Here is a 20,984-nt window from a genome sequence, read left to right as displayed (position 1 = left end):
CTCCTATTCAGTTCGGCGCACGGTAAAGTCCGTGCGCATCGATGTAGGCCAGGACCGCGTCGGGCACCAGGAAACGTACCGACTTACCGCTGGCCAGCAGTTGACGGATCTGGGTGGCGGATACCGCGAGCGGTGTCTGCCAGACGAATGCAATCTGTCCACTCGGCCCTTTGAGGGCCAGCGGGTCGCTCACCGAGCGCGCGGCCAGCAGGTTGCGCAAGGCATCCGGCGGTTCGCTGTCGGCATCCGGGCGTTGCAGCACCAGGATGTGGCAATGCTGGAGCAACTCTTCCCAGCGGTGCCAAGTGGGCAGGCCGCAAAATGCGTCCCAGCCCAAAAGTAAAAATACCTGGTCATCGGCGGCGAGTTCCGCGCGCATCAGCTCCAGGGTGTCAATAGTGTAGGACGGCTTGTCGCGTTTGAGTTCGCGGTCGTCCACCACCAGGGGTGCAACCCCAGCCACCGCGCATTCGACCATCGCCAGACGATCGAGCGCCGATACCTGCGGCGTACCCCGATGGGGTGGCCTGGCGCTGGGCGTCAGGCGCAACTCATCGAGATTCAGCGACTCGGCCACCTCCAGCGCACCGCGCAAATGACCGATGTGCACCGGGTCGAAGGTCCCGCCCAGTACGCCAATGCGCCGGGGACAGGGTGCCTGACGGGTCACGGTGGCTGACGGCTCGAGGTCGCCCAAGTCAGACCGGCTCCTGACCGCGCAACTGGCCATCACCGACCACGATGTACTTCTCGCAGGTCAGACCTTCGAGACCCACCGGACCGCGGGCGTGCAGCTTATCAGTAGAAATGCCGATCTCGGCACCCAATCCGTATTCGAAGCCATCGGCAAAGCAGGTCGGGGTGTTGATCATCACCGACGCCGAGTCGACTTCGGCCACAAAACGCCGGGCGTCGCCCTGGTGTTCAGTGACGATCGAGTCGGTATGGTGCGAGCCGTAATGGTTGATGTGCTCGATGGCCTGGTCCAGGCCGTCGACCACCAGGATCGAGAGGATCGGCGCCAGGTACTCGGTGCTCCAGTCTTGCTCGGTGGCGACTTCGGCGTCGATGATTGCCCGGGTCCGCTCGCAACCACGCAGTTCGACGCCTTTTTCGCGGAACTGGGCCGCCATGGCCGGCAGGAAGTCCTTGGCGACCGCCTGGTCGACCAACAGGGTTTCCATGGCGCCGCAGATGCCGTAGCGGTAAGTCTTGGCGTTGAACGCGATGCGCTGGGCCTTGGCCAGGTCGGCGTGGGCACTGACGTAGACGTGGCAGATGCCGTCCAGGTGCTTGATCACCGGCACCCGGGCGTCGCGGCTGACCCGTTCGATCAGGCCCTTGCCGCCGCGCGGTACGATCACGTCGACGTATTGCGGCATGGTGATCAGCGCGCCCACGGCGGCACGGTCAGTGGTCTCGACCACTTGCACCACGGCAGCCGGCAGTCCGGCTTCGGCCAGGCCGCGCTGGATGCAGGCGGCAATGGCACGGTTGGAATGAATCGCCTCGGAGCCACCGCGCAGGATGGTCGCATTGCCCGACTTCAGGCACAGGCTGGCGGCGTCGATCGTCACGTTTGGCCGCGATTCGTAGATGATCCCGACCACACCCAGGGGTACGCGCATCTTGCCCACCTGGATACCCGACGGCCGATAACTCATGTCGCGGATCGCGCCTACCGGGTCCGGCAAGGCCGCCACCTGACGCAAACCGACGATCATGCCGTCGATGCGTGCGGGGGTCAGGGCCAGACGCTCGAGCATTGCCGGCTCCAGGCCATTGGCCCGGCCAGCGGCCAGGTCCAGCTCATTGGCGGCGGTCAACTCGGCGCGTGCGGCATCCAGAGCGTTCGCGGCGGCCAGCAGGGCGCGGTTTTTCTGCCCGGTGCTGGCACGGCCGATCACGCGGGAAGCATCGCGCGCAGCGCGACCCAAGCGGGTCATGTAGTCAAGAACGGACTCAGTCATAGTCTGGAGTGGTCTTTGCTATGGTCGTGGTAAAGAGTAAAGCGGCAGATTATAGCTGTCGCGTCACTCGACTAACAGCGGTGACGGGCGGATGGTCGAAATGGACAGCAAATAGTCAGTCTTCAGCCTGGATTAAGGCCCTGGTTGTTATCATAACGCCACATTTGCTCTCTGAATGCTGCGACCCATGTCCATCCTGCCCCATCCCAAGCAGCCAAAGGCCCTGCCTGACAGCTTTTTCAACCGCGACGCACAGGTGCTCGCCTGCGAATTGCTGGGCAAAGTCATCCGCCATCGCGTGGGCGATTTGTGGCTTTCGGCAAAAATTATTGAGACCGAAGCCTATTACTGCGACGAAAAAGGCAGTCATGCCTCCCTCGGCTACACAGAAAAGCGTAAGGCTTTGTTTCTGGATGGCGGGCACATCTACATGTATTACGCCCGCGGCGGCGACTCCCTGAACTTCAGCGCCCACGGACCCGGCAATGCGGTCCTGATCAAGTCCGCCTATCCTTGGGTCGACGAGGTCTCGGGGCCCGCGAGCCTGGCCCAGATGCTGCTCAACAACCCCGACGCCAATGGCCGGCCGCGCCCCTCGCAGAAGCTCTGCGCCGGCCAGACCCTGTTGTGCAGGGCCCTGGGACTTAAAGTACCGATTTGGGACGCCAAGCGCTTTGACCCTCAAGTGCTGTTTGTCGAAGACCTTGGCCGGCCGCCACCCCATGTGATCCAGACCACTCGCCTGGGCATCCCCCACGGACGCGATGAACACCTGATGTACCGCTTCGTCGACAGCGCCTACGCGCCCTACTGCACACGGAACCCTCTACGCCGCGGCCAGGTCGAAGGCCGCGACTATTTACTGATCTGATTCCTGCCCTCGATGGGCCAACAACAATCCTGGAGTTGTACCTATGGGCCCATGGCTCGATAGCCTGACCGCTTGGTTGACGGCAAACCCGCAATGGCTGGCGGCAGCCGTCTTTATCGTGGCCTGCATTGAGTGCCTGGCGATCGCCGGACTGATCGTCCCCGGCACCGTCCTGTTGTTTGCCGTTGCGGTACTGGCGGGCAGCGGCGCCCTGTCGCTGGGGGAAACCTTGCTGCTGGGCTTTCTCGGTGGCTTGCTGGGGGACGTGGTGTCGTACTTCCTCGGCCGACACTTCCATCAGAACATCCGGCGCTTACCAGGCCTGCGTCACCACCCGGAATGGATCGGCAGTGCCGAAGCCTATTTCCAGCGCTATGGGATCGCCAGCCTGCTGGTGGGGCGCTTTATCGGCCCGCTGCGCCCGATGCTGCCAATGGTGGCCGGGATGTTCGACATGCCCTTCCCGCGCTTTTTTGCCGTCAGCCTGCTGGCGGGCGCCGGCTGGGCGGTGGCCTATCTGCTACCGGGCTGGGCCACCGGGGCGGCTATCCGCTTGCCACTGCCCGAGGGTTTCTGGCCCCAGGCCGGACTGGTAGTGGGCAGCATCGCGGTACTGGTGGGCCTGGGCATCAACAGCGGCCTGCGCGGTCATCGGCGCTCTACCCTGCTGATCGCCGGCCTGAGCCTGGTGATCCTGGGTGGGCTGTTTGTCGGCTATTCGCACCTCGGCGCCTTTGATCAAGGCCTGATGACGCTGGTGCAGGAACACCGCAAGCCGCTGCTCGACGAGTTCGCGGTGATGCTGACCCAACTCGGTGAGTTCAAGCACATGCTGGTGATCAGCGCGGCGCTGACCCTGGTGCTGCTGGCCACGCGGCAATGGCGGCACTTGCTGTTCGCCGGCGGCACCCTGCTGGTGACGGCCCTGGCCAATACCGCCACCAAGCAGCTGTTCGCGCGGATGCGCCCGGAAGTCCTGACCGATCCACTGACCAGCTACAGCATGCCCAGCGGCCACGCCTCCGGTTCGTTTGCGCTGTTCCTGGCCCTGGCCGTGCTGGCGGGTCGAGGACAACCCCAGCGCATGCGCCTGACCTGGGTGCTGCTCGGCTGCCTGCCGGCCCTGGCCATCGCCCTGTCGCGGGTTTACCTGGGGGCTCACTGGCCCACCGACGTGGTGGCCGGAGCCATGCTGGCGGCCTGCGTGTGTGCCGCCAGCCTGTGGCTGAGTCAGCGTCAGGCACCACTCGAGCCACTGCCAGCGAAAATCTGGTGGCTGATCCTGCCCGTCATGGTGGGGCTGTTCGGCTTCTACGCCCTGCAGAATCTGCCGCACGCGATGATGCGTTACGCGTACTGAGACAACCTCAGGCGAACAAATCGCCCTGCAGTTCATCCAACAACGCCTGGATCGCATCCAGGCGTTGTTGCGGATCATCGACCTGCAGCAGCCCGATCTTTTCCAGCTCGGAAAATGGCAGCAAGTAGGCCAACTGGTTCGCCAGTGACTGCTGCCCTGCGGCGTCAGTGCCCATGTTCAACGCCTCGACCATCGGGTGCTCGGCCAGCGCCTTGAGCAAGGCCATCAGGTCGGCGTCTTCTTCCTGCAAGGGCTGCTCGGGCAACTCGTCCAGCCACTCGACCTCGGCGACAGTCAATTGATCACGCTGCACTTCGCTGCGCAGTACATTGAAGCGTCGCCCACCCTGCACGCGAATCCCCAGCAGGCCGTTGTCCTGCTGCTTGAAATCGGTAATCCGCGCCTCGCAGCCGACCCGTGCATACCCCTGCGCAGCCAGGCCGACCTCTTTGCCCTCAAGAATGCACACCACGCCAAACCCTGCCCCCTGCTTCATGCAGCGGCTGATCATGTCCAGGTAGCGCGCCTCGAAAATCTGCAGATCAAGGAAACAGCCGGGAAACAGCACCGTGTTCAGAGGGAAAAGCGCCAGACTCATAGACATGTCCTTACACCACCATCGACACCGCCAACGGCAACAACACCGCCGTGGCCACGCCCATCAGGCTCATCGCCAACGCGGCAAACGCACCGCACTCTTCACTTTCCTGCAAGGCTACCGAAGTGCCCACCGCATGAGCGGTCATGCCCAGGGCCATGCCGCGGGCTTCGGGGCCATGGACCCCGAGGCGATCGAGCAGCGCCGGGCCGAAAATCGCCCCGATCACCCCGGTGATCAGCACAAACACCGCCGCCAACGCCGCCACGCCACCAATCTGCTCGGCCACCAGCATGGCGATGGGCGAGGTCACCGACTTCGGGGCCATGGTCATCAGAATCATGTGCTCGGCACCAAACCACCAGCCCAGCAACACGCACAGACCGGTAGCGACCACCCCACCTACCACCAGCGTAGTAAAAATCGGCCAGAACAGTTGGCGGATGCGCCGCAGGTTGAGGTACAGCGGCACCGCCAGGGCCACCGTCGCCGGCCCCAGCAGGATGCTGAGGATTTCCGTGCTTTTACGGTACTCGGCATAGGTCAAGCCACAGGTGAGCAACACGCCAATCACCAGCAGCATGGACACCAGCACCGGCTGCAGGAAGATCCAGCGGGTTTTCTCGAACGCCGCCAGCACCAACTGATAAGCCCCCAGGGTAATGCCGATCCCGAACAGCGGGTGATGGATCACCGCCGCCACCGCGCCTTGCCAGTCAAACATCATGAGCGCTCCTCCCGCCGAGCCTGGCGCTTGACCAGCCATTGCATCAGCACCCCGGCAAAGGCCATGGACAGCAGCAACGACAACACCAGTGCGCCGACGATGGCCCAGAAGTCGGCCGCGATATCCGCGGCATACACCATCACCCCCACCGCAGGCGGGACCAGCAGCAACGGCAAATAGCGCAACAAGCTACCGGCGGCCAGGTTCAGTGGCTCGCCGACTTCACCGCGAACGATCAGGAACACCAGCAACAGCAGCAGACCGATAATCGGCCCCGGCAGCACCGGCAACAGCAAATGGTTGATGGCCGTGCCGAGCAATTGAAACAGCACCAGCCAGGTCAGGCCGCGAAGCAACATGAATCATCCCCCACAAGACTCGCCCCCCAAAACGGGCCTGCCATTATAAGCATGGCATCTGCTATGCATGGGTATTCGCCAATGGTATGGAGGATTGACCGGCACCCACCGCCATGATGATCTAAGGTGGTTTCAGCTCACTCAGAAAAACTATAAAACCGATGAACCCAAGGAGAGTCTCAATGCCCTATGTACCCGTTGCAGAGCTCAAGAATTATGTCGGCAAGGAACTCGGACGTTCCGAATGGCTCACCATCGATCAGGAACGCATCAACCTGTTCGCCGAAGCCACGGGTGACTTTCAGTTCATCCACGTTGACCCGGTAAAGGCCGCACAGACGCCATTCGGCAGCACCATTGCCCACGGCTTCCTGTCGCTGTCGCTGATTCCAAAACTGATGGAAGACATCATGGTCCTGCCCCAGGACTTGAAAATGGTCGTCAACTACGGCCTGGACAGCGTGCGGTTCATCCAGCCGGTGAAAGTCGATTCCCGGGTCCGGCTCAAGGTCGATCTGACCGAAGTCACCGAGAAAAAACCCGGCCAATGGCTGCTCAAGGCCACCGCCACCCTGGAAATCGAAGGCCAGGAAAAACCGGCCTATATCGCCGAACCCCTGTCGCTGGCGTTCGTGTAACCCCTGCCGGATGCGGAGCAGTTGCTGCTGTTTCGCACCGCGTCTCTATTTATCAGGCACATAGCTGCGGCATACTCGGTCGCCTAATCACCCGGATCCTGCTATGCGCTCACTTGTACCCCTCGCATTGACCCTGTTGCTCACCGCCTGTGGCGACGGCGAATCGCTGTTGCCGCCGGACGCGCGCCTGCCCGACGGCGGCCGCTATCGGGGAGACCTGGTCGACGGGCTGCTGCAAGGCCGGGGTCGCATCGACTACCCGAACGGCAGTTGGTACGCCGGCCAGTTCGACAAGGGCCAGTGGCACGGACAAGGCGAATGGCACGGCAGCAATGGCGAGGTCTACCGCGGCGCCTTCCAGCAAGGGCTGTTCCATGGCCAGGGCGCCCTGAGCACCAGCGACAGCAGCTACACCGGCGGTTTTAAACTGGGGCGGCGCGACGGCGAGGGCACGCTCAAGGAAAACGGCATGACCTACCGGGGCGAATTCAAGGCCGACCAGTACTCCGGACTCGGCCGCCTTGAGCTCGAAGACGGCAGCCAGTACCAGGGCCAGTTCGCCCACGGCAAACCCAATGGCGAAGGCCAGCGCAGCGATGCCAGCGGCAATCAGTTCAGCGGCCACTTCATCAACGGCCAACTGGACGGCATCGGCAGCTTCAACAGCGCCGAAGGCGACAGCTATGTCGGTGGCTTCAAACAGAATCAGCTGCACGGCAAAGGCCGCTACGAAAACGCCGACGGCGACGTGTGGATCGGCCAATTCAAGGAAGGCGCGCTCAGCGGCAAGGGCGAGCTGATCGGCGCCGACAACAGTCACTACCTCGGGCACTTCAGCGACTGGCGCTTCACAGGCCAAGGGCGCCTGAACCTGCCCGATGGCAGCTTCTACGTCGGCCAGTTCGACAACGACAGCTATCAGGGCCACGGCACACTGGTACTGACCGACGGTACGGTGCAGAGCGGCGATTGGATCAATGGCCAGCGCGTGCGTGATGCCGACGGCAAACTGCTGCCCGATACCCTGGAGCTGGGCTTGCTGGCCCAGGGCCGACTGCTCGATGAAGCACTGGCCAATGTGCCCGCCTCAACTCCCGCGGTCGAACTGTACAGCCTGACGCTCGGCGGCGACGGCAAGCAGAGCGTATTCCTGCGCGAGTCCGACTACGTCAGCAACATGCTGGCCAGCCGGTTTGGCGCCTATGGCCAGATCCGCCTGGTCAACCACCGCGACCACCTCAGCGACCGGCCCATGGCCACCCGGGAAAACCTGCGCCGCGCGGCCCTGACCCTGGCCGAGCGCAGCGGTCCGGAAGACTTGCTGTTCATCTACCTGACCAGCCACGGCACCCACGAACACGAACTGGTGCTCGACCAACCACGCATGGAGCTGGCCGACCTGCCCGCCGATGAGTTGGCCGCCGTCCTGGCGCCGCTGAAAAACCGCGACAAGATCATCGTGATTTCCGCCTGTTACTCCGGCGGTTTCCTGCCGGCCCTCAAGGACAATCGTACGCTGGTCATGACCGCCTCGCAGGCTGATCGGGTGTCGTTCGGCTGCTCCGAGGAGGCGGACTTCACCTACTTCGGCGATGCCCTGTTCGCCCAGGCCCTGAACCAGACCGACGACCTCGAACACGCCTTCAAGCTGGCCAAGGCCACGGTTGCCGAACGGGAACTGGCCGACAACTTCGAAGCCTCTGAACCACAGATCTGGGCACCCAAGGGGGTCCTGGCGCGCTGGCAGGTGCTGCGCAAACAGCAAGCACGAAAAGCGCTGCAAAATGCGGCGTTGAACAACACGGACGCAAAGAGCAACTAAGCTGAACAGTATCAAGGGAGAAACACTATGTACTTGACGCCTCAGCACGTACTGCTCGCCGGAGCCACCGGCCTGACCGGTGAACACTTGCTCGACCGCTTGCTCAACGAGCCCACCATCAGCCGCGTACTGGCGCCCTCTCGCCGGCCGCTGGCGGAACATCCGCACCTGGAAAACCCGGTCGGCGACCCCTGCGCATTCCTGCCTCAACTCAGTGGTCGGGTAGACATCGCCTACTGCTGCCTGGGAACGACGATCAAGCAGGCGGGCTCGGAATCGGCGTTCCGTGCGGTAGACATGGACATGGTGGTGGCCTTCGCCAAACGCGCGCGCGAAATGGGTGCACGGCACCTGATCGTGATCAGCGCCATCGGCGCGGACCCAAAGTCCTCGGTGTTCTACAACCGTGTCAAAGGGGAAATGGAACAGGCCCTGCGCGCGCAAGACTGGCCACAGCTGACCATCTGCCGACCTTCCCTGCTGCTGGGGGAACGCCTGGAGCCACGCCTGGCCGAGCAAGTGGCCGGCCCGCTATCCCGGTTGATCCCGGGCAAGTACCGCGGCATCGAAGCCTGCCAACTGGCCCGCGCCATGTGGCGCCTGGCGCTGGAGGAGCAGGATGGGGTGCGGGTGGTGGAATCGGACGAACTGCGCAAGCTGGGCAAGTAGCCCCCGCTACAACCCACCCGTCGCCTGAAACCCGATCCCGAGCACCGTCAACACTGACAACGGCAACAACAGCGTGTCGAGCAAGGCGCTGGCCGGCAGGTCGAGGCCGGGGTAACTCGGCGCTTCGGCGCCAAATCGATCCTTGGCACAACAGCCGCCCTGCAGCGCATACCAGTCCAGTCGCGTCCCGGAATACACCACCGGAGCGCCCGGTTGCGCCGCATCCAGGGTGCGCACACTGGCGCACCCTGCCAGCTGCAAGGCCAGCAGCACCAGCAGCACCAGCAGCAGCTTATTCATCACTGCTCAGATGGTGTTCGCCCCAGCGTGGCAGCATGTCCTGCGGGATGTTCAGCACATTGAGAATCCGCGCCACGACAAAATCCACCAGGTCATCGATGGTCTGCGGCTGATGATAGAAACCCGGCGACGCCGGCAGGATGGTCACGCCCATGTTCGACAGCTTGAGCATGTTTTCCAGGTGAATGCTCGAATACGGCGCCTCGCGCGGCACCACAATCAGCTGCCGGCGCTCTTTCAAGGTCACGTCGGCGGCACGTTCGATCAGGTTGTTGCAGGCGCCCATGGCGATGGCGGACAAGGTCCCGGTGGAACAGGGCACCACCACCATCGCTGCCGGCGAGCCGGAGCCCGAAGCCACCGGCGACATCCAGTCCTCCTTGCCATACACCCGAATCTGCCCGGCGACCGCGCCGGTGTATTCGGTGAGGAAGGCCTGCATCATCTGCGGCTTGGGCGGCAGCGTGACGTCGGTCTCGGTGGCCAGCACCAATTGCGCGGCCTTGGAGATCAGAAAATGCACCTCACGGTCTTCGCGCACCAGGCAATCGAGCAGGCGCAAGCCATACTGGGCGCCTGAAGCGCCCGTCATGGCCAGCGTGATGCGATCCGGACCGTTGTTCATTTAAGCGCCTCGGCGAGCTTGCCGTGCAGGCCGCCGAAGCCGCCATTGCTCATGATTACCACGTGCGTGCCGGGTTGAGCCTGGCTTTTGACCCGCGCAATGATGCCCTCCAGCGAATCGCTGACGATCGATGGCACCGTACACAGCGCCGCGGTGGCCGCCAGATCCCAGCCCAGGTTGGCCGGGGCGTACCAGATCACCTGGTCGGCATCGACCACGCTTTGGGGCAATCCGTCGCGGTGCGCGCCGAGTTTCATGGAGTTGGAACGCGGCTCGATGATGGCAATCAGCGGGGCGTCGCCGATGCGCTTGCGCAGGCCGTCCAGGGTTGTAGCGATGGCCGTCGGGTGGTGGGCAAAGTCGTCGTAGAGGGTGATGCCGTTGACCTGGGCCACAACCTCCATCCGCCGCTTCACACTCTTGAACGCGCTCAACGCTGCAATGCCCATGGCCGGGAGCACGCCGACATGGCGCGCCGCCGCCAGGGTCGCCAAGGCGTTGGCGACGTTGTGCTGACCGGTCATGTCCCACTCGACCACGCCTTGGGCGACGCCCTCGAACAGCACTTCAAACTTCGACCCGTCTTCGCTGAGCAACTTGACCTGCCATTGCCCGCCGGCACCGGTGGTTTGCACCGGGGTCCAGCAGCCCATCTCGATCACGCGCTGCAAAGCCGGCTCAGTGGTGGGATGAATCACCAGCCCTTCGCTTGGGATGGTGCGCACCAAATGGTGGAACTGCCGCTCGATCGCTGGCAGATCGGGGAAGATGTCCGCGTGATCGAACTCAAGGTTATTGAGGATCGCCGTGCGCGGGCGGTAGTGGACGAACTTCGAACGCTTGTCGAAGAAGGCGCTGTCGTATTCGTCGGCTTCGATCACAAAAAACGGCGTGTCGCCCAGACGCGCCGAGACCGAGAAATTCTGTGGCACGCCGCCGATCAGGAAGCCCGGGCTCATGCCCGCGTGCTCCAGCACCCAGGCGAGCATGCTGCTGGTGGTGGTCTTGCCGTGGGTGCCGGCAACCGCCAGCACCCAACGTCCTTGCAGCACATGGTCGGCCAGCCACTGCGGGCCGGAGACGTACGGCAAGCCTTTGTTCAAGACGTATTCGACCGCCGGGTTACCGCGGGACATGGCATTGCCAATCACCACCAGGTCCGGGGCCGGGTCGAGCTGGGCCGGGTCATAACCCTGCGTCAGTTCAATGCCCTGAGCTTCCAGTTGCGTGCTCATCGGCGGATAGACATTCGCGTCGGAGCCGGTCACGCGATGGCCCAGCTCTTTGGCCAGAACCGCCATCGAGCCCATGAAAGTGCCGCAGATACCCAGGATATGAATGTGCATAGTCAACCTCGTAAAACATCGAGGCAGGTTAGCCTAGGGTGGGAAAAATCGCACCTGATGTTTCAACCGCACGCCATTGCACTACTGAACATCCAGAATCTGCCTGCGACCCTGTACAACACCAATGTCCTTGATAGTCTTGGCACCCCACACGCCAGAGTGATCGCCAGAGGCTGCGCATGAGTACAACCCCCCATGAGCTCAGTATCTCCCCAGACAAAGACCCCAAAAAACTGTCTGCCGGGCAGCGAAAATTCAATGAGCTGGTGAAGAAAATCGACAAACAGCGGCAGATCCTGCAAGCGTGGGAAGCGGCCACCCCGCTGTATGAGCAGCGCTGGCACAGTGAGTTCCTTCCCCAGCTCGACATCCTGCATCAGCACACGGTCGGGTTCGTGCAACTGCTGAGCGACCTGGGTGAGCGGATCAAACTCTCGAAAACTGATCGCAAGACGCTGACCCAGGAAATTTGCGGCCAAGCCTACAGCTTGCTTGATAGCGGCAATTGCAGTGATGAGGAACTGGTTCGCTTGAAAGCGCTGTACAACCAGCACAGTGGCCGCGACTTCGATACCGATGAGGAAGAAGACAACGAGCTTCTCAAACTGGGGCTGCAGGAGATGTTCGGGGTCGAGCTCGACGACGATATCCACGGGCTGTCTCCCGAGGAAATCGCGGAAAAAATAAATCAACGCTTGCAGAGCGAACAACCCGAGCCAAGCAAACCTGGCAAGAAAAACGCCCACCAGCTACGCCAGGAAGCAGCCGCCGCCGAGGCCAGCCAGTCCGTGCGCGAGGTGTATCGCAAACTGGCCAGCGCCCTGCACCCAGACCGAGAAACCGACCCCGACGAGCGCGAGCGCAAAACCGTGTTGATGCAGCGCGTCAACCATGCCTATGGCCAGCGCAATCTGCTTGGGCTGCTGCAACTGCAGCTGGAGTTGGAGCACATCGATGCCAGCACCCTCAACACGCTGACCGCTGATCGACTGAAACATTACAACCGCGTATTGACCGAGCAACTCGATGAGCTGAAACAGGAAGTATTCGATCAGGAGCAAGGGTTCAGACTGCAATTTAATATCGACCCATTCGACAAACTGACACTGGCGAACCTACCTGGTTTTTACCAGCATCAACTCGACTCGGTCCTGGATGATATTCAGGAACTTATGCTGCTCGGCGAAGAGCTGAATGATCCCAAGAACCTGAAAGCCTGGCTCAAGGCACAGAGGGACTATGAGCGCGAGATGGAAAAATCACTCAACGACGACCCGTTCTTTCGCTGAACAACCGTCACGTCAGCCGACACCTAACGGGTTATCCCGTGCTTGCGCAGCTTTCTATAGAGGGTGTTGCGGCTGACGCCCAACTGTTCGGCGGTGTGGGTCATGTGCCAGCGTGTTTGCTCCAGGGCATTGAGCAGTACCAAGCGTTCGGCATCATTGAGCGGCAGTTCCGGCAGTTCGCCGACCGAGGGGGTCAGCGCCGGACGTGCCTGGCGAATCATCGCCGGCAAGTCTTCGACGCCAATGCGTCCGTCTTCACACAATGCCGCCAGGGTCCGCAATACCGTGCGCAACTGCCGCACGTTACCCGGCCAGGAGAAATCGAGCAGGGCCTGGCGCGCGGGGGCGTCGATCAGGACGGTCTCGTCCCCCGCCTCTTCAGCCAACAGGAAGTCCAGCAACTGGGATTTATCACCGCGCTCACGCAGGGGCGGCAAGCCCACCTCCAGGCCATTGAGCCGGTAGTACAGGTCTTCACGGAAGCTGCCATCCTGCACCCGCTCCAGCAAGTCCCGGTGGGTGGCGCTGATGATCCGCACGTTGACCGCCTGCGGCTCGCCACCAATCGGCACCACCAGCCGGTCCTCGAGCACCCGCAACAAGCGGGTTTGCAGGGCCAGGGGCATGTCGCCGATTTCATCCAGGAACAAGGTGCCGCCATCGGCCTGCTGCAGCTTGCCGCGCATACCTTCCTTGCGTGCGCCGGTAAAGCTGCCGCCGCGGTAACCGAACAGTTCGCTCTCGATCAGGCTTTCCGGAATGGCCGCGCAATTGAGCGCGACAAAGGCTCTGTCGGCACGCTGGCTGGCCTGGTGCACGGCCTTGGCAAAGGCCTCTTTGCCCGAGCCGGTCTCGCCGTTGATCAACAGCGGCACATCACGCTCGAACACCCGCAGGGCTTTGCGAAAATCGGCCTGCAGACCTTCATCACCCAGGCAAATACCGGCCAAGCGCGGGCGTTCGGCAATCCTCGGCGCAGGCACAACTGGCGCAGGCACACTGCGCGGCTGACCGCGCAGCAGGGCAAACAAGGCCCGGCCGTCACGGGTGCGCAGCGGCCAACTGGCGCTGGCGTTGACGCTGGCGCGGGATAACAGTTGATCCAGCGAACAGTCGAAAAAGGCCTCCACCGGCTTGCCCACCAGGCCGCCGCGAATATGCCCCAGCAGGTTCAGCGCGCTCTGGTTGACGGCGCTGATGCGCCCTTCCCCGTCAAACGCCAGCAGCCCTTCGCTGAACAGCCCGACCGACTCGGCCTGCAGGTGAAAGCGTAGCAACCACTGGTTGTCGAAATGGCGCAGGAAGTAGCAGCTCTCGATCATTTTCGCCGAGAGATTGACCAGCGCCATGGTGTGGAACTGGCTCTGGCGCGAAACATCATGGCGCGCCGAGGAGACGTCGAGCACCGCCAGCAGTTCGCCATGGGGGTCGAACACCGGGCTGGCCGAGCAGGTCAGGCCGGTGTGGCGTCCCCGGAAGTGTTCATCCTGATGAATGGTCAGCGCCTGGCGTTCCACCAGGCAGGTGCCGATCCCGTTGGTGCCTTCGCAGGCCTCACTCCAGTCGGCACCGAGCCACAGGCCGGCGCGCTCGAAGATCTTGCGCTCGGTGGGCGCCGTGACACAGTTGAGGATCACCCCGCGGGCGTCGGTCAACAGCACCGCATGCCCGGCACCGCTGAGTTGCTGATGCAGGCTGTTCATTTCGCCGCCGGCGATCTGCAGCACCTGCTGCAAGCGCTCCCGACTTTCCAGCACCCGACCATGCTCAAGCACCGTGGGCGCCATGGCCAATGCCGGATCGAGGTGATAGTCCTCCAGGCACCGCAGCCAGGAGCGGGCGATGGATGGATCGCTGCCCGGACCGTGCAACTGGTTCTTGCCCTGGGTGACGGTCAAGACCTGCTGGGCATGGCGGCTCAAATGGTTGTTGTGCATTTCTTATTGTTCTCCCCGAGGGTCAGGTCCGCAGAGCGTTCCTGACCCCCGTGTCCCCTATCTTGTGCCTGGTTCAGGCGAGTGCTTCGCCCTCTCATGCAGCCGAGCATCCTCCAGCCCGACGCGCATTGCAATGCCGACGAGACCGACCGGTCACACGCTGTGCCACAAACGGCACAAAGTGTCACAAGCCCCGTATCGCATCTGGCACAGCCCGTGGACAAAGCCCTGCCGCCGACGGCGCAAGCCCTTGATTTATAGGCACCACAAGGCACTGGCCCGACCTTTGCTCTAGGCTTGTACCAGCGCTCATTGCGCGTACTCCCCTATAAGCACAAAAGCCAAGGAGACACTCATCATGCGTTACGCTCACCCCGGTCAAGAAGGCGCTATCGTTTCGTTCAAGAGCAAATACGGTAACTACATCGGCGGCGAGTTCGTCGCGCCTGTCAAAGGTCAGTACTTCACCAATACCTCGCCGGTGAACGGCCAACCGATTGCCGAATTCCCCCGTTCCACAGCTGAAGACATCGAAAAAGCCCTCGACGCTGCCCACGCTGCCGCCGACGCCTGGGGCAAGACCTCGGTCCAGGACCGCTCCCTGGTGCTGTTGAAAATCGCCGATCGCATCGAGCAGAACCTCGAAGTCCTGGCGGTCACCGAATCCTGGGACAACGGCAAGGCCGTGCGTGAAACCCTGAACGCCGACATCCCGCTGGCGGCGGATCACTTCCGTTACTACGCCGGGTGCATCCGCGCGCAAGAAGGCAGCTCTGCCGAAATCAACGAACACACCGCGGCCTATCACTTCCACGAACCGCTGGGCGTGGTCGGCCAGATCATCCCGTGGAACTTCCCGATCCTGATGGCCGCCTGGAAACTCGCGCCGGCCCTGGCTGCCGGTAACTGCGTGGTGCTCAAGCCTGCCGAGCAAACGCCGCTGGGCATCAGCGTGCTGCTGGAACTGATCGGCGACCTGCTGCCACCGGGCGTGCTGAACGTGGTGCAAGGGTTCGGCAAAGAAGCCGGCGAAGCCCTGGCCACCAGCAAGCGCATCGCCAAGATCGCGTTCACCGGCTCGACCCCGGTTGGCTCGCACATCATGAAATGCGCCGCCGAGAACATCATTCCGTCCACCGTGGAACTGGGCGGCAAGTCGCCGAACATCTTCTTCGCCGACATCATGCAAGCCGAAGAATCCTTCATCGAGAAAGCCGCCGAAGGCCTGGTGCTGGCGTTCTTCAACCAAGGTGAAGTCTGCACCTGCCCGTCTCGCGCCCTGGTGCAAGAGTCGATCTACGACGACTTCATGAAAGTGGTGATGAAGAAGGTCCTGCAAATCAAGCGTGGCGACCCACTCGACACCGACACCATGGTCGGTGCCCAGGCTTCCGAGCAGCAATTCGACAAGATTCTCTCCTACCTGGAAATCGCCAAGGGCGAAGGCGCCGAGCTGCTGACCGGTGGCAAGGTGGAAAAACTCGAGGGCAACCTGGCGACCGGCTATTACATCCAGCCGACCCTGCTCAAGGGCACCAACCAAATGCGCGTGTTCCAGGAGGAAATCTTCGGCCCGGTGGTGAGCATCACCACCTTCAAGGACGAAGCCGAAGCCCTGGCCATTGCCAACGACACCGAGTTCGGCCTGGGCGCCGGTCTCTGGACCCGCGACATCAACCGCGCTTACCGCATGGGCCGCGCCATCAAGGCCGGTCGAGTGTGGACCAACTGCTACCACCTGTACCCGGCGCACGCCGCGTTCGGTGGCTACAAGAAGTCCGGCGTCGGCCGTGAAACCCACAAGATGATGCTCGATCACTACCAGCAGACCAAAAACCTGCTGGTGAGCTACGACATCAACCCGCTGGGCTTCTTCTGATCCAACCTCCCGGCGACTTCGGTCGCCGGGACTGGCTTGTTCCGACAAGACTCATTTTCCGTGCAATGCATTCGGCCCCGTTAGGCGGCCGGGTGCACGGCTGCAAGCAGAACATCGCAATGGCCCGCGTGCCTTTGGTGAACACAGCGTGCGCGCTGGAAAACAACAATAAGAAAGGAATCCGCAATGGATCAGATCGGCAACTACGTGCTCTATCTCATCATGTTCTGCGCCGTACTCGGCGCCTTCGCGGCGATCTACAACAGCGATGAAGGACTTGGTAAAGAATTCATGGAAGGCATCCACGCCACCGGGCATATCTTCGTGCCGGCGGCGGGGATCATGGCGTCCATCCCCTACCTGACCGTGGTCATCGAAAAAGCCTTCGGCCCGTTCTTCAGTTCCCTGGGCGCCGACCCGGCACTGGCGGCGACCATGATCATTGCCTCGGACATGGGTGGCTATCACCTGGCGTCGGCCCTGGCGGCCAGTAAAGAAGCATTGGTCATGGCACTGATCACCGGCTTCATGGGCGGCGCGACCATCGTCTTCTCCATCCCCATGGGCCTGGCGATGCTCGACAAGCGCGACCACAAGTACATGGCCCTGGGCATCATGTCGGGCATCCTGACCATCCCCCTGGGCGTGCTGATCGCCAGCGTCATCCTTGCGTTCAGCAACCCGCTGGTACGCGACCTGGTATCGACCAACGGCGAGGCCACCTATCAGTTGGCCCTGGGCCTGGGCAGCATCTTCGCCAACCTGCTGCCGATCCTGATCTTCGTCGTGGCCCTGGCCCTGGGCCTGCGCTTTTTGCCCGACCTGATGATCAAGGGTTTCATCATCTTCGGTCGCACCCTGGACGCGGCGATCAAGCTGGTGCTGGTGTTCTCCATCGTCGAATACTTCACCGGTGTGTTCACCCTGGTGTTCGGCAGCTGGGGGTTCCACCCGATCATCGCCGACGCCGAAGACCAGACCCGCGCCCTGGAAACCGCCGGCTACATCGGCATCATGCTGGCCGGTGCCTTCCCGATGGTCTACCTGCTGCGTAAATACCTGGGCAAGCCGCTGGAAAGCCTGGGCAGCAAGATCGGCCTGAGCGCCGTCGGCAGTGCTGGCATGCTGGCCACCATCGCCAACATCCTGGCCATGTTCCGCCTGGTGCGCTTCATGCCGCCAAAGGACAAAGTCATCAACATTGCCTTTGGCGTGTGCGCGGCCTTCCTGCTGGGCGACCACCTGTCCTTCACCGCCAACTTCCAGCCCACCATCATTCTGCCGGTGCTGATTGGCAAGATAAGTGCAGGTTTCATTGCCGTGGGCCTGGCGTACTGGCTGTCGGTACCCAAGGCCTTGCAACTGGAAGCCGAGGACCGCGCCGCCGGGATCATTGCCAAGGGCGAATACTTGGGCCTGCCGCTGCCGGAAACCCTGCACCCCGATGGCACCAAGGCAACGGCCTGAGTCTGCTGCATTGAAGTGCGCTGCCGACACCGAGCGTGGCATGCTCAGCCACGGCCGGCCCTGGGCAGCGCACTGTCCTATTTGAAACGGAGACTGAAATGGCAAGTTTTTCCCATAGCGTGGGCGCCCAGACCTACCGCTTCGACGACCTCAAGGACGTCATGGCCAAGGCCAGCCCGGCACGCTCCGGAGACTTCCTGGCCGGTGTCGCCGCGCAAAACGACGGCGAGCGGGTGGCAGCGCAAATGGCCCTGGCGGACATCCCGCTCAAGCATTTTTTGCAAGAAGCACTGATTCCCTACGAGAGCGATGAAGTTACCCGACTGATCATCGATACCCACGACGCCAACGCCTTTGCCACCGTCAGCCACCTGACCGTCGGTGGTTTTCGTGACTGGCTGCTCAGCGACGCGGCCGACGAACACAGCCTGCGTGCGCTGGCCCCCGGCCTGACCCCGGAAATGGCCGCCGCCGTGTCGAAAATCATGCGCGTGCAAGACCTGGTGCTGGTGGCGCAGAAAATTCGTGTGATCACCCGTTTTCGCGGGACCCTGGGCCTGCGCGGTCGCCTCTCGACCCGCCTGCAACCCAACCACCCCACCGACGAGCCGGCCGGTATCGCGGCGAGCATTCTCGACGGCCTGCTGTACGGCAATGGCGACGCGATGATCGGCATCAACCCGGCCACCGACAGCATCGCCTCGATCTGCGCCATGCTGGAAATGCTCGACGCGGTGATCCAACGCTACGAAATCCCCACCCAGGCCTGCGTTCTGACCCACGTCACCACCTCCATCGAGGCGATCAACCGTGGCGTGCCATTGGACCTGGTGTTCCAGTCGATTGCCGGCACCGAAGCCGCGAACGCCAGCTTTGGCATCAGCCTCAGCGTACTCCAGGAAGGCTATGACGCCGGCCTGAGCCTCAACCGCGGCACCTTGGGGCAAAACCTGATGTATTTCGAGACCGGCCAGGGCAGCGCGTTGTCGGCCAACGCTCACTTCGGCCTCGATCAGCAAACCTGCGAGACCCGGGCCTATGCCGTGGCGCGGCATTTCAAGCCATTTCTGGTCAATACCGTGGTCGGCTTCATCGGCCCGGAGTACCTGTACAACGGCAAACAGATCATCCGCGCCGGCCTTGAAGACCACTTCTGCGGCAAGTTGCTCGGCGTGCCCATGGGCTGCGACATCTGCTACACCAACCACGCCGAAGCCGACCAGGACGACATGGACACCCTGCTGACCCTGCTGGGTGTGGCCGGGATCAACTTCATCATGGGCATCCCCGGCTCCGACGACATCATGCTCAACTACCAGACCACCTCCTTCCACGACGCCCTCTACGCGCGCCAGACCCTGGGCCTGAAACCGGCTCCGGAATTCGAGGCATGGCTGGCGAACATGGGCATTTTCACGCAGGGTGACGGCAAGGTCCGGTTCGGCAACAACCTGCCGCCGGCCTTCCGCCAGGCCCTGGCGCAACTGGGATGAACGAGGTGCTTATGGAACAACCACCGATCGACCCGCAGAACCCCTGGCTGGAACTGCGCCGCCTGACCCCTGCGCGCATCGCCCTGGGCCGGTCCGGCACCAGCATGCCGACCGGCGCCCAACTGGACTTCCAGTACGCCCATGCCCAGGCCCGAGACGCCGTGCACCTGGCCTTCGATCACGCCGGGCTGAGCGCGCAACTGGCCGAAGCCGGACGCGCCAGCCTGCTGCTGCACAGCGCCGCCAGCGATCGGCACAGCTACCTGCAGCGCCCGGACCTGGGGCGCAAACTCTCCGAGCACTCGGCGCAAACCCTGCGCGACTACGCCGCGGCCCACCCAGGCGGAGTCGACCTGGCCGTGGTGGTGGCCGATGGCCTGTCGGCACTTGCGGTCCATCGGCACACCCTGCCCTTCCTGGCGCGCATGGAAGAACAGACCCAGGCTGAAGGCTGGTCCCTGTCACCGGTAATCCTGGTGGAGCAAGGTCGCGTCGCCGTGGCCGACGAAATCGGCCAGTTGCTGGGGGCAAAAATGGTGGTGATCCTGATCGGCGAACGCCCCGGCCTCAGCTCTCCCGACAGCCTTGGCCTGTATTTCACCTACAACCCCAAGGTCGGCCTGACGGACGCCTACCGCAACTGCATCTCCAATGTCCGCCTCGAAGGCCTGAGCTACGGCATGGCCGCCCACCGCTTGCTGTACCTGATGCGTGAGGCCTGTCGTCGGCAGTTGTCGGGCGTCAACCTGAAAGACGAGGCGCAATTGCAGACTATCGAGTCAGAAAACGACGCACAAACCAGCTCCAATTTCCTGCTGGGACCGCAGAATCCTTGAGTCCAATGCGGATTGCGTTTTAGTCGCGCTTTGAGGCAGAGTCGACGAACGGCTGCCCGAGTGATGGATCAATTGCCGTCAAATCCACTGGAAACTGCCGTCATATCTACTTGAAGTTGAGGCCTCTAGCATGCGGATTATTCAAGCTACTCTCGAGCACCTGGACCTGCTGACGCCTCTGTTCGTCAAGTACCGCGAGTTTTACGGCTCGCTGCCTTACCCGGACTCTTCCCGCGCGTTCCTGGAAAAACGCCTGCGCCGCAAGGAGTCGGTGATCTACCTGGCCCTGCCGGATGACGACGATGGCCGGCTGCTGGGCTTCTGCCAGCTATACCCGAGCTTCTCGTCCCTGTCGCTCAAGCGGGTATGGATCCTCAACGACATCTACGTCGCCGAAGACGCCCGCCGCCAACTGGTCGCCGACAACCTGATGCGCACCGCGAAAAAAATGGCCAAGGAAACCCAGGCCGTGCGCATGCGCGTGTCCACCAGCAGCGACAACCTGGTGGCGCAAAAGACCTACGAGTCCATGGGTTTTCGTGAAGACAACGAGTTCAAGAACTACATCTTGCCGATCAGCGACGAACTCTGACATGACCTATGTTTCCAGGTAGCGAGGGCGCACGCTCTCGCCGGGGGGTGCGATGCGCCCCTGAAACCTGAACCCAGGCTGAAGCCGATGCACTCCATTGCCCTGGTATCCGCTCCCCATCGCATTCGTAATCCCTCGCTACAAAACCCACACGCTTTTCACTTTGCTGTCCGTATAATCGCGATCTTTATCGGCCGTAAGAAATA

Annotated in this window: 20 protein-coding genes; 11 read left to right on the top strand and 9 right to left on the bottom strand. The window is 62.5% G+C overall.

What is annotated here, in order from left to right; all coding sequences use genetic code 11:
- Nucleotides 1-7: 7 nt before the first annotated feature.
- Both nadD and H7995_RS15085 read right to left on the bottom strand, forming a co-directional pair.
- Nucleotides 8-730 carry a nicotinate-nucleotide adenylyltransferase gene (gene nadD / locus H7995_RS15090; RefSeq protein WP_371927843.1) on the bottom strand — a complete coding sequence of 241 codons (723 nt, stop codon included), beginning with the start codon at nucleotides 728-730 and terminating at the stop codon, nucleotides 8-10.
- Nucleotides 699-1,970, bottom strand: coding sequence for a glutamate-5-semialdehyde dehydrogenase (locus H7995_RS15085; protein WP_185818561.1), 1,272 nt, complete (start codon nucleotides 1,968-1,970; stop codon nucleotides 699-701). Before H7995_RS15085 ends, nadD begins: the two co-directional genes overlap by 32 nt.
- A 187-nt stretch (nucleotides 1,971-2,157) precedes the next feature.
- On the opposite strand from H7995_RS15085, the gene H7995_RS15080 reads away from it, so the two are divergent.
- Nucleotides 2,158-2,841: a DNA-3-methyladenine glycosylase gene (locus H7995_RS15080; protein ID WP_166590447.1), complete on the top strand. Its 684-nt coding sequence runs from the start codon at nucleotides 2,158-2,160 to the stop codon at nucleotides 2,839-2,841.
- Nucleotides 2,842-2,884: 43 nt separating this feature from the next.
- Complete coding sequence (locus tag H7995_RS15075) at nucleotides 2,885-4,201, top strand: bifunctional DedA family/phosphatase PAP2 family protein (protein WP_182342470.1); 1,317 nt, start codon at nucleotides 2,885-2,887, stop codon at nucleotides 4,199-4,201.
- A 7-nt stretch (nucleotides 4,202-4,208) separates the two neighbouring features.
- On the opposite strand, the gene H7995_RS15070 is transcribed toward H7995_RS15075, so the two are convergent.
- The 3 genes from H7995_RS15070 to H7995_RS15060 are packed head-to-tail and all read right to left on the bottom strand — an operon-like array spanning nucleotide 4,209 to nucleotide 5,885.
- The gene (locus H7995_RS15070) at nucleotides 4,209-4,799 is read right to left on the bottom strand and encodes an LON peptidase substrate-binding domain-containing protein (protein ID WP_166590449.1); all 591 of its coding nucleotides are present in this window, start codon (nucleotides 4,797-4,799) and stop codon (nucleotides 4,209-4,211) included.
- Nucleotides 4,800-4,809: 10 nt separating this feature from the next.
- The gene (locus tag H7995_RS15065) at nucleotides 4,810-5,526 is read right to left on the bottom strand and encodes an LrgB family protein (RefSeq protein WP_095166287.1); all 717 of its coding nucleotides are present in this window, start codon (nucleotides 5,524-5,526) and stop codon (nucleotides 4,810-4,812) included.
- A complete protein-coding gene (locus H7995_RS15060; RefSeq protein ID WP_166590450.1) occupies nucleotides 5,523-5,885 on the bottom strand; it encodes a CidA/LrgA family protein in 363 nt (120 codons plus the stop codon). Before H7995_RS15060 ends, H7995_RS15065 begins: the two co-directional genes overlap by 4 nt.
- A gap of 182 nt (nucleotides 5,886-6,067) precedes the next feature.
- On the opposite strand from H7995_RS15060, the gene H7995_RS15055 reads away from it, so the two are divergent.
- The 3 genes from H7995_RS15055 to H7995_RS15045 all read left to right on the top strand — a co-directional run bounded on the left by H7995_RS15055 (nucleotide 6,068) and on the right by H7995_RS15045 (nucleotide 9,014).
- Nucleotides 6,068-6,523, top strand: coding sequence for a MaoC family dehydratase (locus H7995_RS15055; RefSeq protein WP_166590451.1), 456 nt, complete (start codon nucleotides 6,068-6,070; stop codon nucleotides 6,521-6,523).
- Nucleotides 6,524-6,626: 103 nt separating this feature from the next.
- Complete coding sequence (locus H7995_RS15050; RefSeq protein WP_166590452.1) at nucleotides 6,627-8,345, top strand: C13 family peptidase; 1,719 nt, start codon at nucleotides 6,627-6,629, stop codon at nucleotides 8,343-8,345.
- Nucleotides 8,346-8,372: 27 nt separating this feature from the next.
- Nucleotides 8,373-9,014 (top strand): oxidoreductase, encoded by a 642-nt coding sequence (locus tag H7995_RS15045; RefSeq protein WP_185818560.1) that lies wholly within the window; start codon nucleotides 8,373-8,375, stop codon nucleotides 9,012-9,014.
- 6 nt (nucleotides 9,015-9,020) lie between these two features.
- Here the strand turns inward: H7995_RS15045 and H7995_RS15040 are convergent, their stop codons facing one another.
- Genes H7995_RS15040 through mpl form a run of 3 tightly spaced genes read right to left on the bottom strand, consistent with a single transcriptional unit; the run spans nucleotide 9,021 to nucleotide 11,285 of the window.
- Nucleotides 9,021-9,314 carry a YceK/YidQ family lipoprotein gene (locus tag H7995_RS15040; protein ID WP_185818559.1) on the bottom strand — a complete coding sequence of 98 codons (294 nt, stop codon included), beginning with the start codon at nucleotides 9,312-9,314 and terminating at the stop codon, nucleotides 9,021-9,023.
- Nucleotides 9,307-9,939 carry a flavin prenyltransferase UbiX gene (ubiX, locus tag H7995_RS15035; RefSeq protein WP_095166275.1) on the bottom strand — a complete coding sequence of 211 codons (633 nt, stop codon included), beginning with the start codon at nucleotides 9,937-9,939 and terminating at the stop codon, nucleotides 9,307-9,309. The genes H7995_RS15040 and ubiX overlap by 8 nt, the downstream gene beginning before the upstream one ends.
- Complete coding sequence (gene mpl / locus H7995_RS15030; RefSeq protein ID WP_166590455.1) at nucleotides 9,936-11,285, bottom strand: UDP-N-acetylmuramate:L-alanyl-gamma-D-glutamyl-meso-diaminopimelate ligase; 1,350 nt, start codon at nucleotides 11,283-11,285, stop codon at nucleotides 9,936-9,938. Before mpl ends, ubiX begins: the two co-directional genes overlap by 4 nt.
- A 179-nt stretch (nucleotides 11,286-11,464) precedes the next feature.
- On the opposite strand from mpl, the gene H7995_RS15025 reads away from it, so the two are divergent.
- A complete protein-coding gene (locus tag H7995_RS15025; RefSeq protein ID WP_185818558.1) occupies nucleotides 11,465-12,574 on the top strand; it encodes a J domain-containing protein in 1,110 nt (369 codons plus the stop codon).
- 23 nt (nucleotides 12,575-12,597) lie between these two features.
- Here H7995_RS15025 and H7995_RS15020 read toward each other — a convergent pair whose 3' ends face one another.
- Nucleotides 12,598-14,511 carry a sigma-54-dependent Fis family transcriptional regulator gene (locus H7995_RS15020; protein ID WP_185818557.1) on the bottom strand — a complete coding sequence of 638 codons (1,914 nt, stop codon included), beginning with the start codon at nucleotides 14,509-14,511 and terminating at the stop codon, nucleotides 12,598-12,600.
- Nucleotides 14,512-14,869: 358 nt separating this feature from the next.
- On the opposite strand from H7995_RS15020, the gene exaC reads away from it, so the two are divergent.
- From exaC to H7995_RS14995, 5 genes are all read left to right on the top strand, one after another.
- Complete coding sequence (exaC, locus tag H7995_RS15015) at nucleotides 14,870-16,390, top strand: acetaldehyde dehydrogenase ExaC (RefSeq protein ID WP_185818556.1); 1,521 nt, start codon at nucleotides 14,870-14,872, stop codon at nucleotides 16,388-16,390.
- Nucleotides 16,391-16,576: 186 nt separating this feature from the next.
- Nucleotides 16,577-17,857, top strand: a complete 1,281-nt coding sequence (gene eutH, locus H7995_RS15010; RefSeq protein WP_095166265.1) for an ethanolamine utilization protein EutH — start codon at nucleotides 16,577-16,579, stop codon at nucleotides 17,855-17,857.
- A gap of 98 nt (nucleotides 17,858-17,955) precedes the next feature.
- Complete coding sequence (locus tag H7995_RS15005) at nucleotides 17,956-19,350, top strand: ethanolamine ammonia-lyase subunit EutB (protein WP_166590460.1); 1,395 nt, start codon at nucleotides 17,956-17,958, stop codon at nucleotides 19,348-19,350.
- An 11-nt stretch (nucleotides 19,351-19,361) separates the two neighbouring features.
- Nucleotides 19,362-20,186, top strand: coding sequence for an ethanolamine ammonia-lyase subunit EutC (gene eutC / locus H7995_RS15000; protein ID WP_166590461.1), 825 nt, complete (start codon nucleotides 19,362-19,364; stop codon nucleotides 20,184-20,186).
- 130 nt (nucleotides 20,187-20,316) lie between these two features.
- Complete coding sequence (locus H7995_RS14995) at nucleotides 20,317-20,778, top strand: GNAT family N-acetyltransferase (protein ID WP_166590462.1); 462 nt, start codon at nucleotides 20,317-20,319, stop codon at nucleotides 20,776-20,778.
- The last annotated feature ends 206 nt before the right edge of the window (nucleotides 20,779-20,984 follow it).

It is taken from the genome of Pseudomonas kielensis (assembly GCF_014236655.1).
GTDB lineage: Bacteria > Pseudomonadota > Gammaproteobacteria > Pseudomonadales > Pseudomonadaceae > Aquipseudomonas > Aquipseudomonas kielensis.
The sequence above is the reverse complement of the archived record's forward strand: the minus strand, read 5'-3'. Positions and strand labels throughout refer to the sequence as shown.

Bases quoted from the DNA above. Each gene is read 5' to 3' on its own strand.
- nadD (WP_371927843.1), bottom strand. From the start codon at position 730: ATGGCCAGTTGCGCGGTCAGGAGCCGGTCTGACTTGGGCGACCTCGAG.
- H7995_RS15085 (WP_185818561.1), bottom strand. From the start codon at position 1,970: ATGACTGAGTCCGTTCTTGACTACATGACCCGCTTGGGTCGCGCTGCG.
- H7995_RS15080 (WP_166590447.1), top strand. From the start codon at position 2,158: ATGTCCATCCTGCCCCATCCCAAGCAGCCAAAGGCCCTGCCTGACAGC.
- H7995_RS15075 (WP_182342470.1), top strand. From the start codon at position 2,885: ATGGGCCCATGGCTCGATAGCCTGACCGCTTGGTTGACGGCAAACCCG.
- H7995_RS15070 (WP_166590449.1), bottom strand. From the start codon at position 4,799: ATGAGTCTGGCGCTTTTCCCTCTGAACACGGTGCTGTTTCCCGGCTGT.
- H7995_RS15065 (WP_095166287.1), bottom strand. From the start codon at position 5,526: ATGATGTTTGACTGGCAAGGCGCGGTGGCGGCGGTGATCCATCACCCG.
- H7995_RS15060 (WP_166590450.1), bottom strand. From the start codon at position 5,885: ATGTTGCTTCGCGGCCTGACCTGGCTGGTGCTGTTTCAATTGCTCGGC.
- H7995_RS15055 (WP_166590451.1), top strand. From the start codon at position 6,068: ATGCCCTATGTACCCGTTGCAGAGCTCAAGAATTATGTCGGCAAGGAA.
- H7995_RS15050 (WP_166590452.1), top strand. From the start codon at position 6,627: ATGCGCTCACTTGTACCCCTCGCATTGACCCTGTTGCTCACCGCCTGT.
- H7995_RS15045 (WP_185818560.1), top strand. From the start codon at position 8,373: ATGTACTTGACGCCTCAGCACGTACTGCTCGCCGGAGCCACCGGCCTG.
- H7995_RS15040 (WP_185818559.1), bottom strand. From the start codon at position 9,314: ATGAATAAGCTGCTGCTGGTGCTGCTGGTGCTGCTGGCCTTGCAGCTG.
- ubiX (WP_095166275.1), bottom strand. From the start codon at position 9,939: ATGAACAACGGTCCGGATCGCATCACGCTGGCCATGACGGGCGCTTCA.
- mpl (WP_166590455.1), bottom strand. From the start codon at position 11,285: ATGCACATTCATATCCTGGGTATCTGCGGCACTTTCATGGGCTCGATG.
- H7995_RS15025 (WP_185818558.1), top strand. From the start codon at position 11,465: ATGAGTACAACCCCCCATGAGCTCAGTATCTCCCCAGACAAAGACCCC.
- H7995_RS15020 (WP_185818557.1), bottom strand. From the start codon at position 14,511: ATGCACAACAACCATTTGAGCCGCCATGCCCAGCAGGTCTTGACCGTC.
- exaC (WP_185818556.1), top strand. From the start codon at position 14,870: ATGCGTTACGCTCACCCCGGTCAAGAAGGCGCTATCGTTTCGTTCAAG.
- eutH (WP_095166265.1), top strand. From the start codon at position 16,577: ATGGATCAGATCGGCAACTACGTGCTCTATCTCATCATGTTCTGCGCC.
- H7995_RS15005 (WP_166590460.1), top strand. From the start codon at position 17,956: ATGGCAAGTTTTTCCCATAGCGTGGGCGCCCAGACCTACCGCTTCGAC.
- eutC (WP_166590461.1), top strand. From the start codon at position 19,362: ATGGAACAACCACCGATCGACCCGCAGAACCCCTGGCTGGAACTGCGC.
- H7995_RS14995 (WP_166590462.1), top strand. From the start codon at position 20,317: ATGCGGATTATTCAAGCTACTCTCGAGCACCTGGACCTGCTGACGCCT.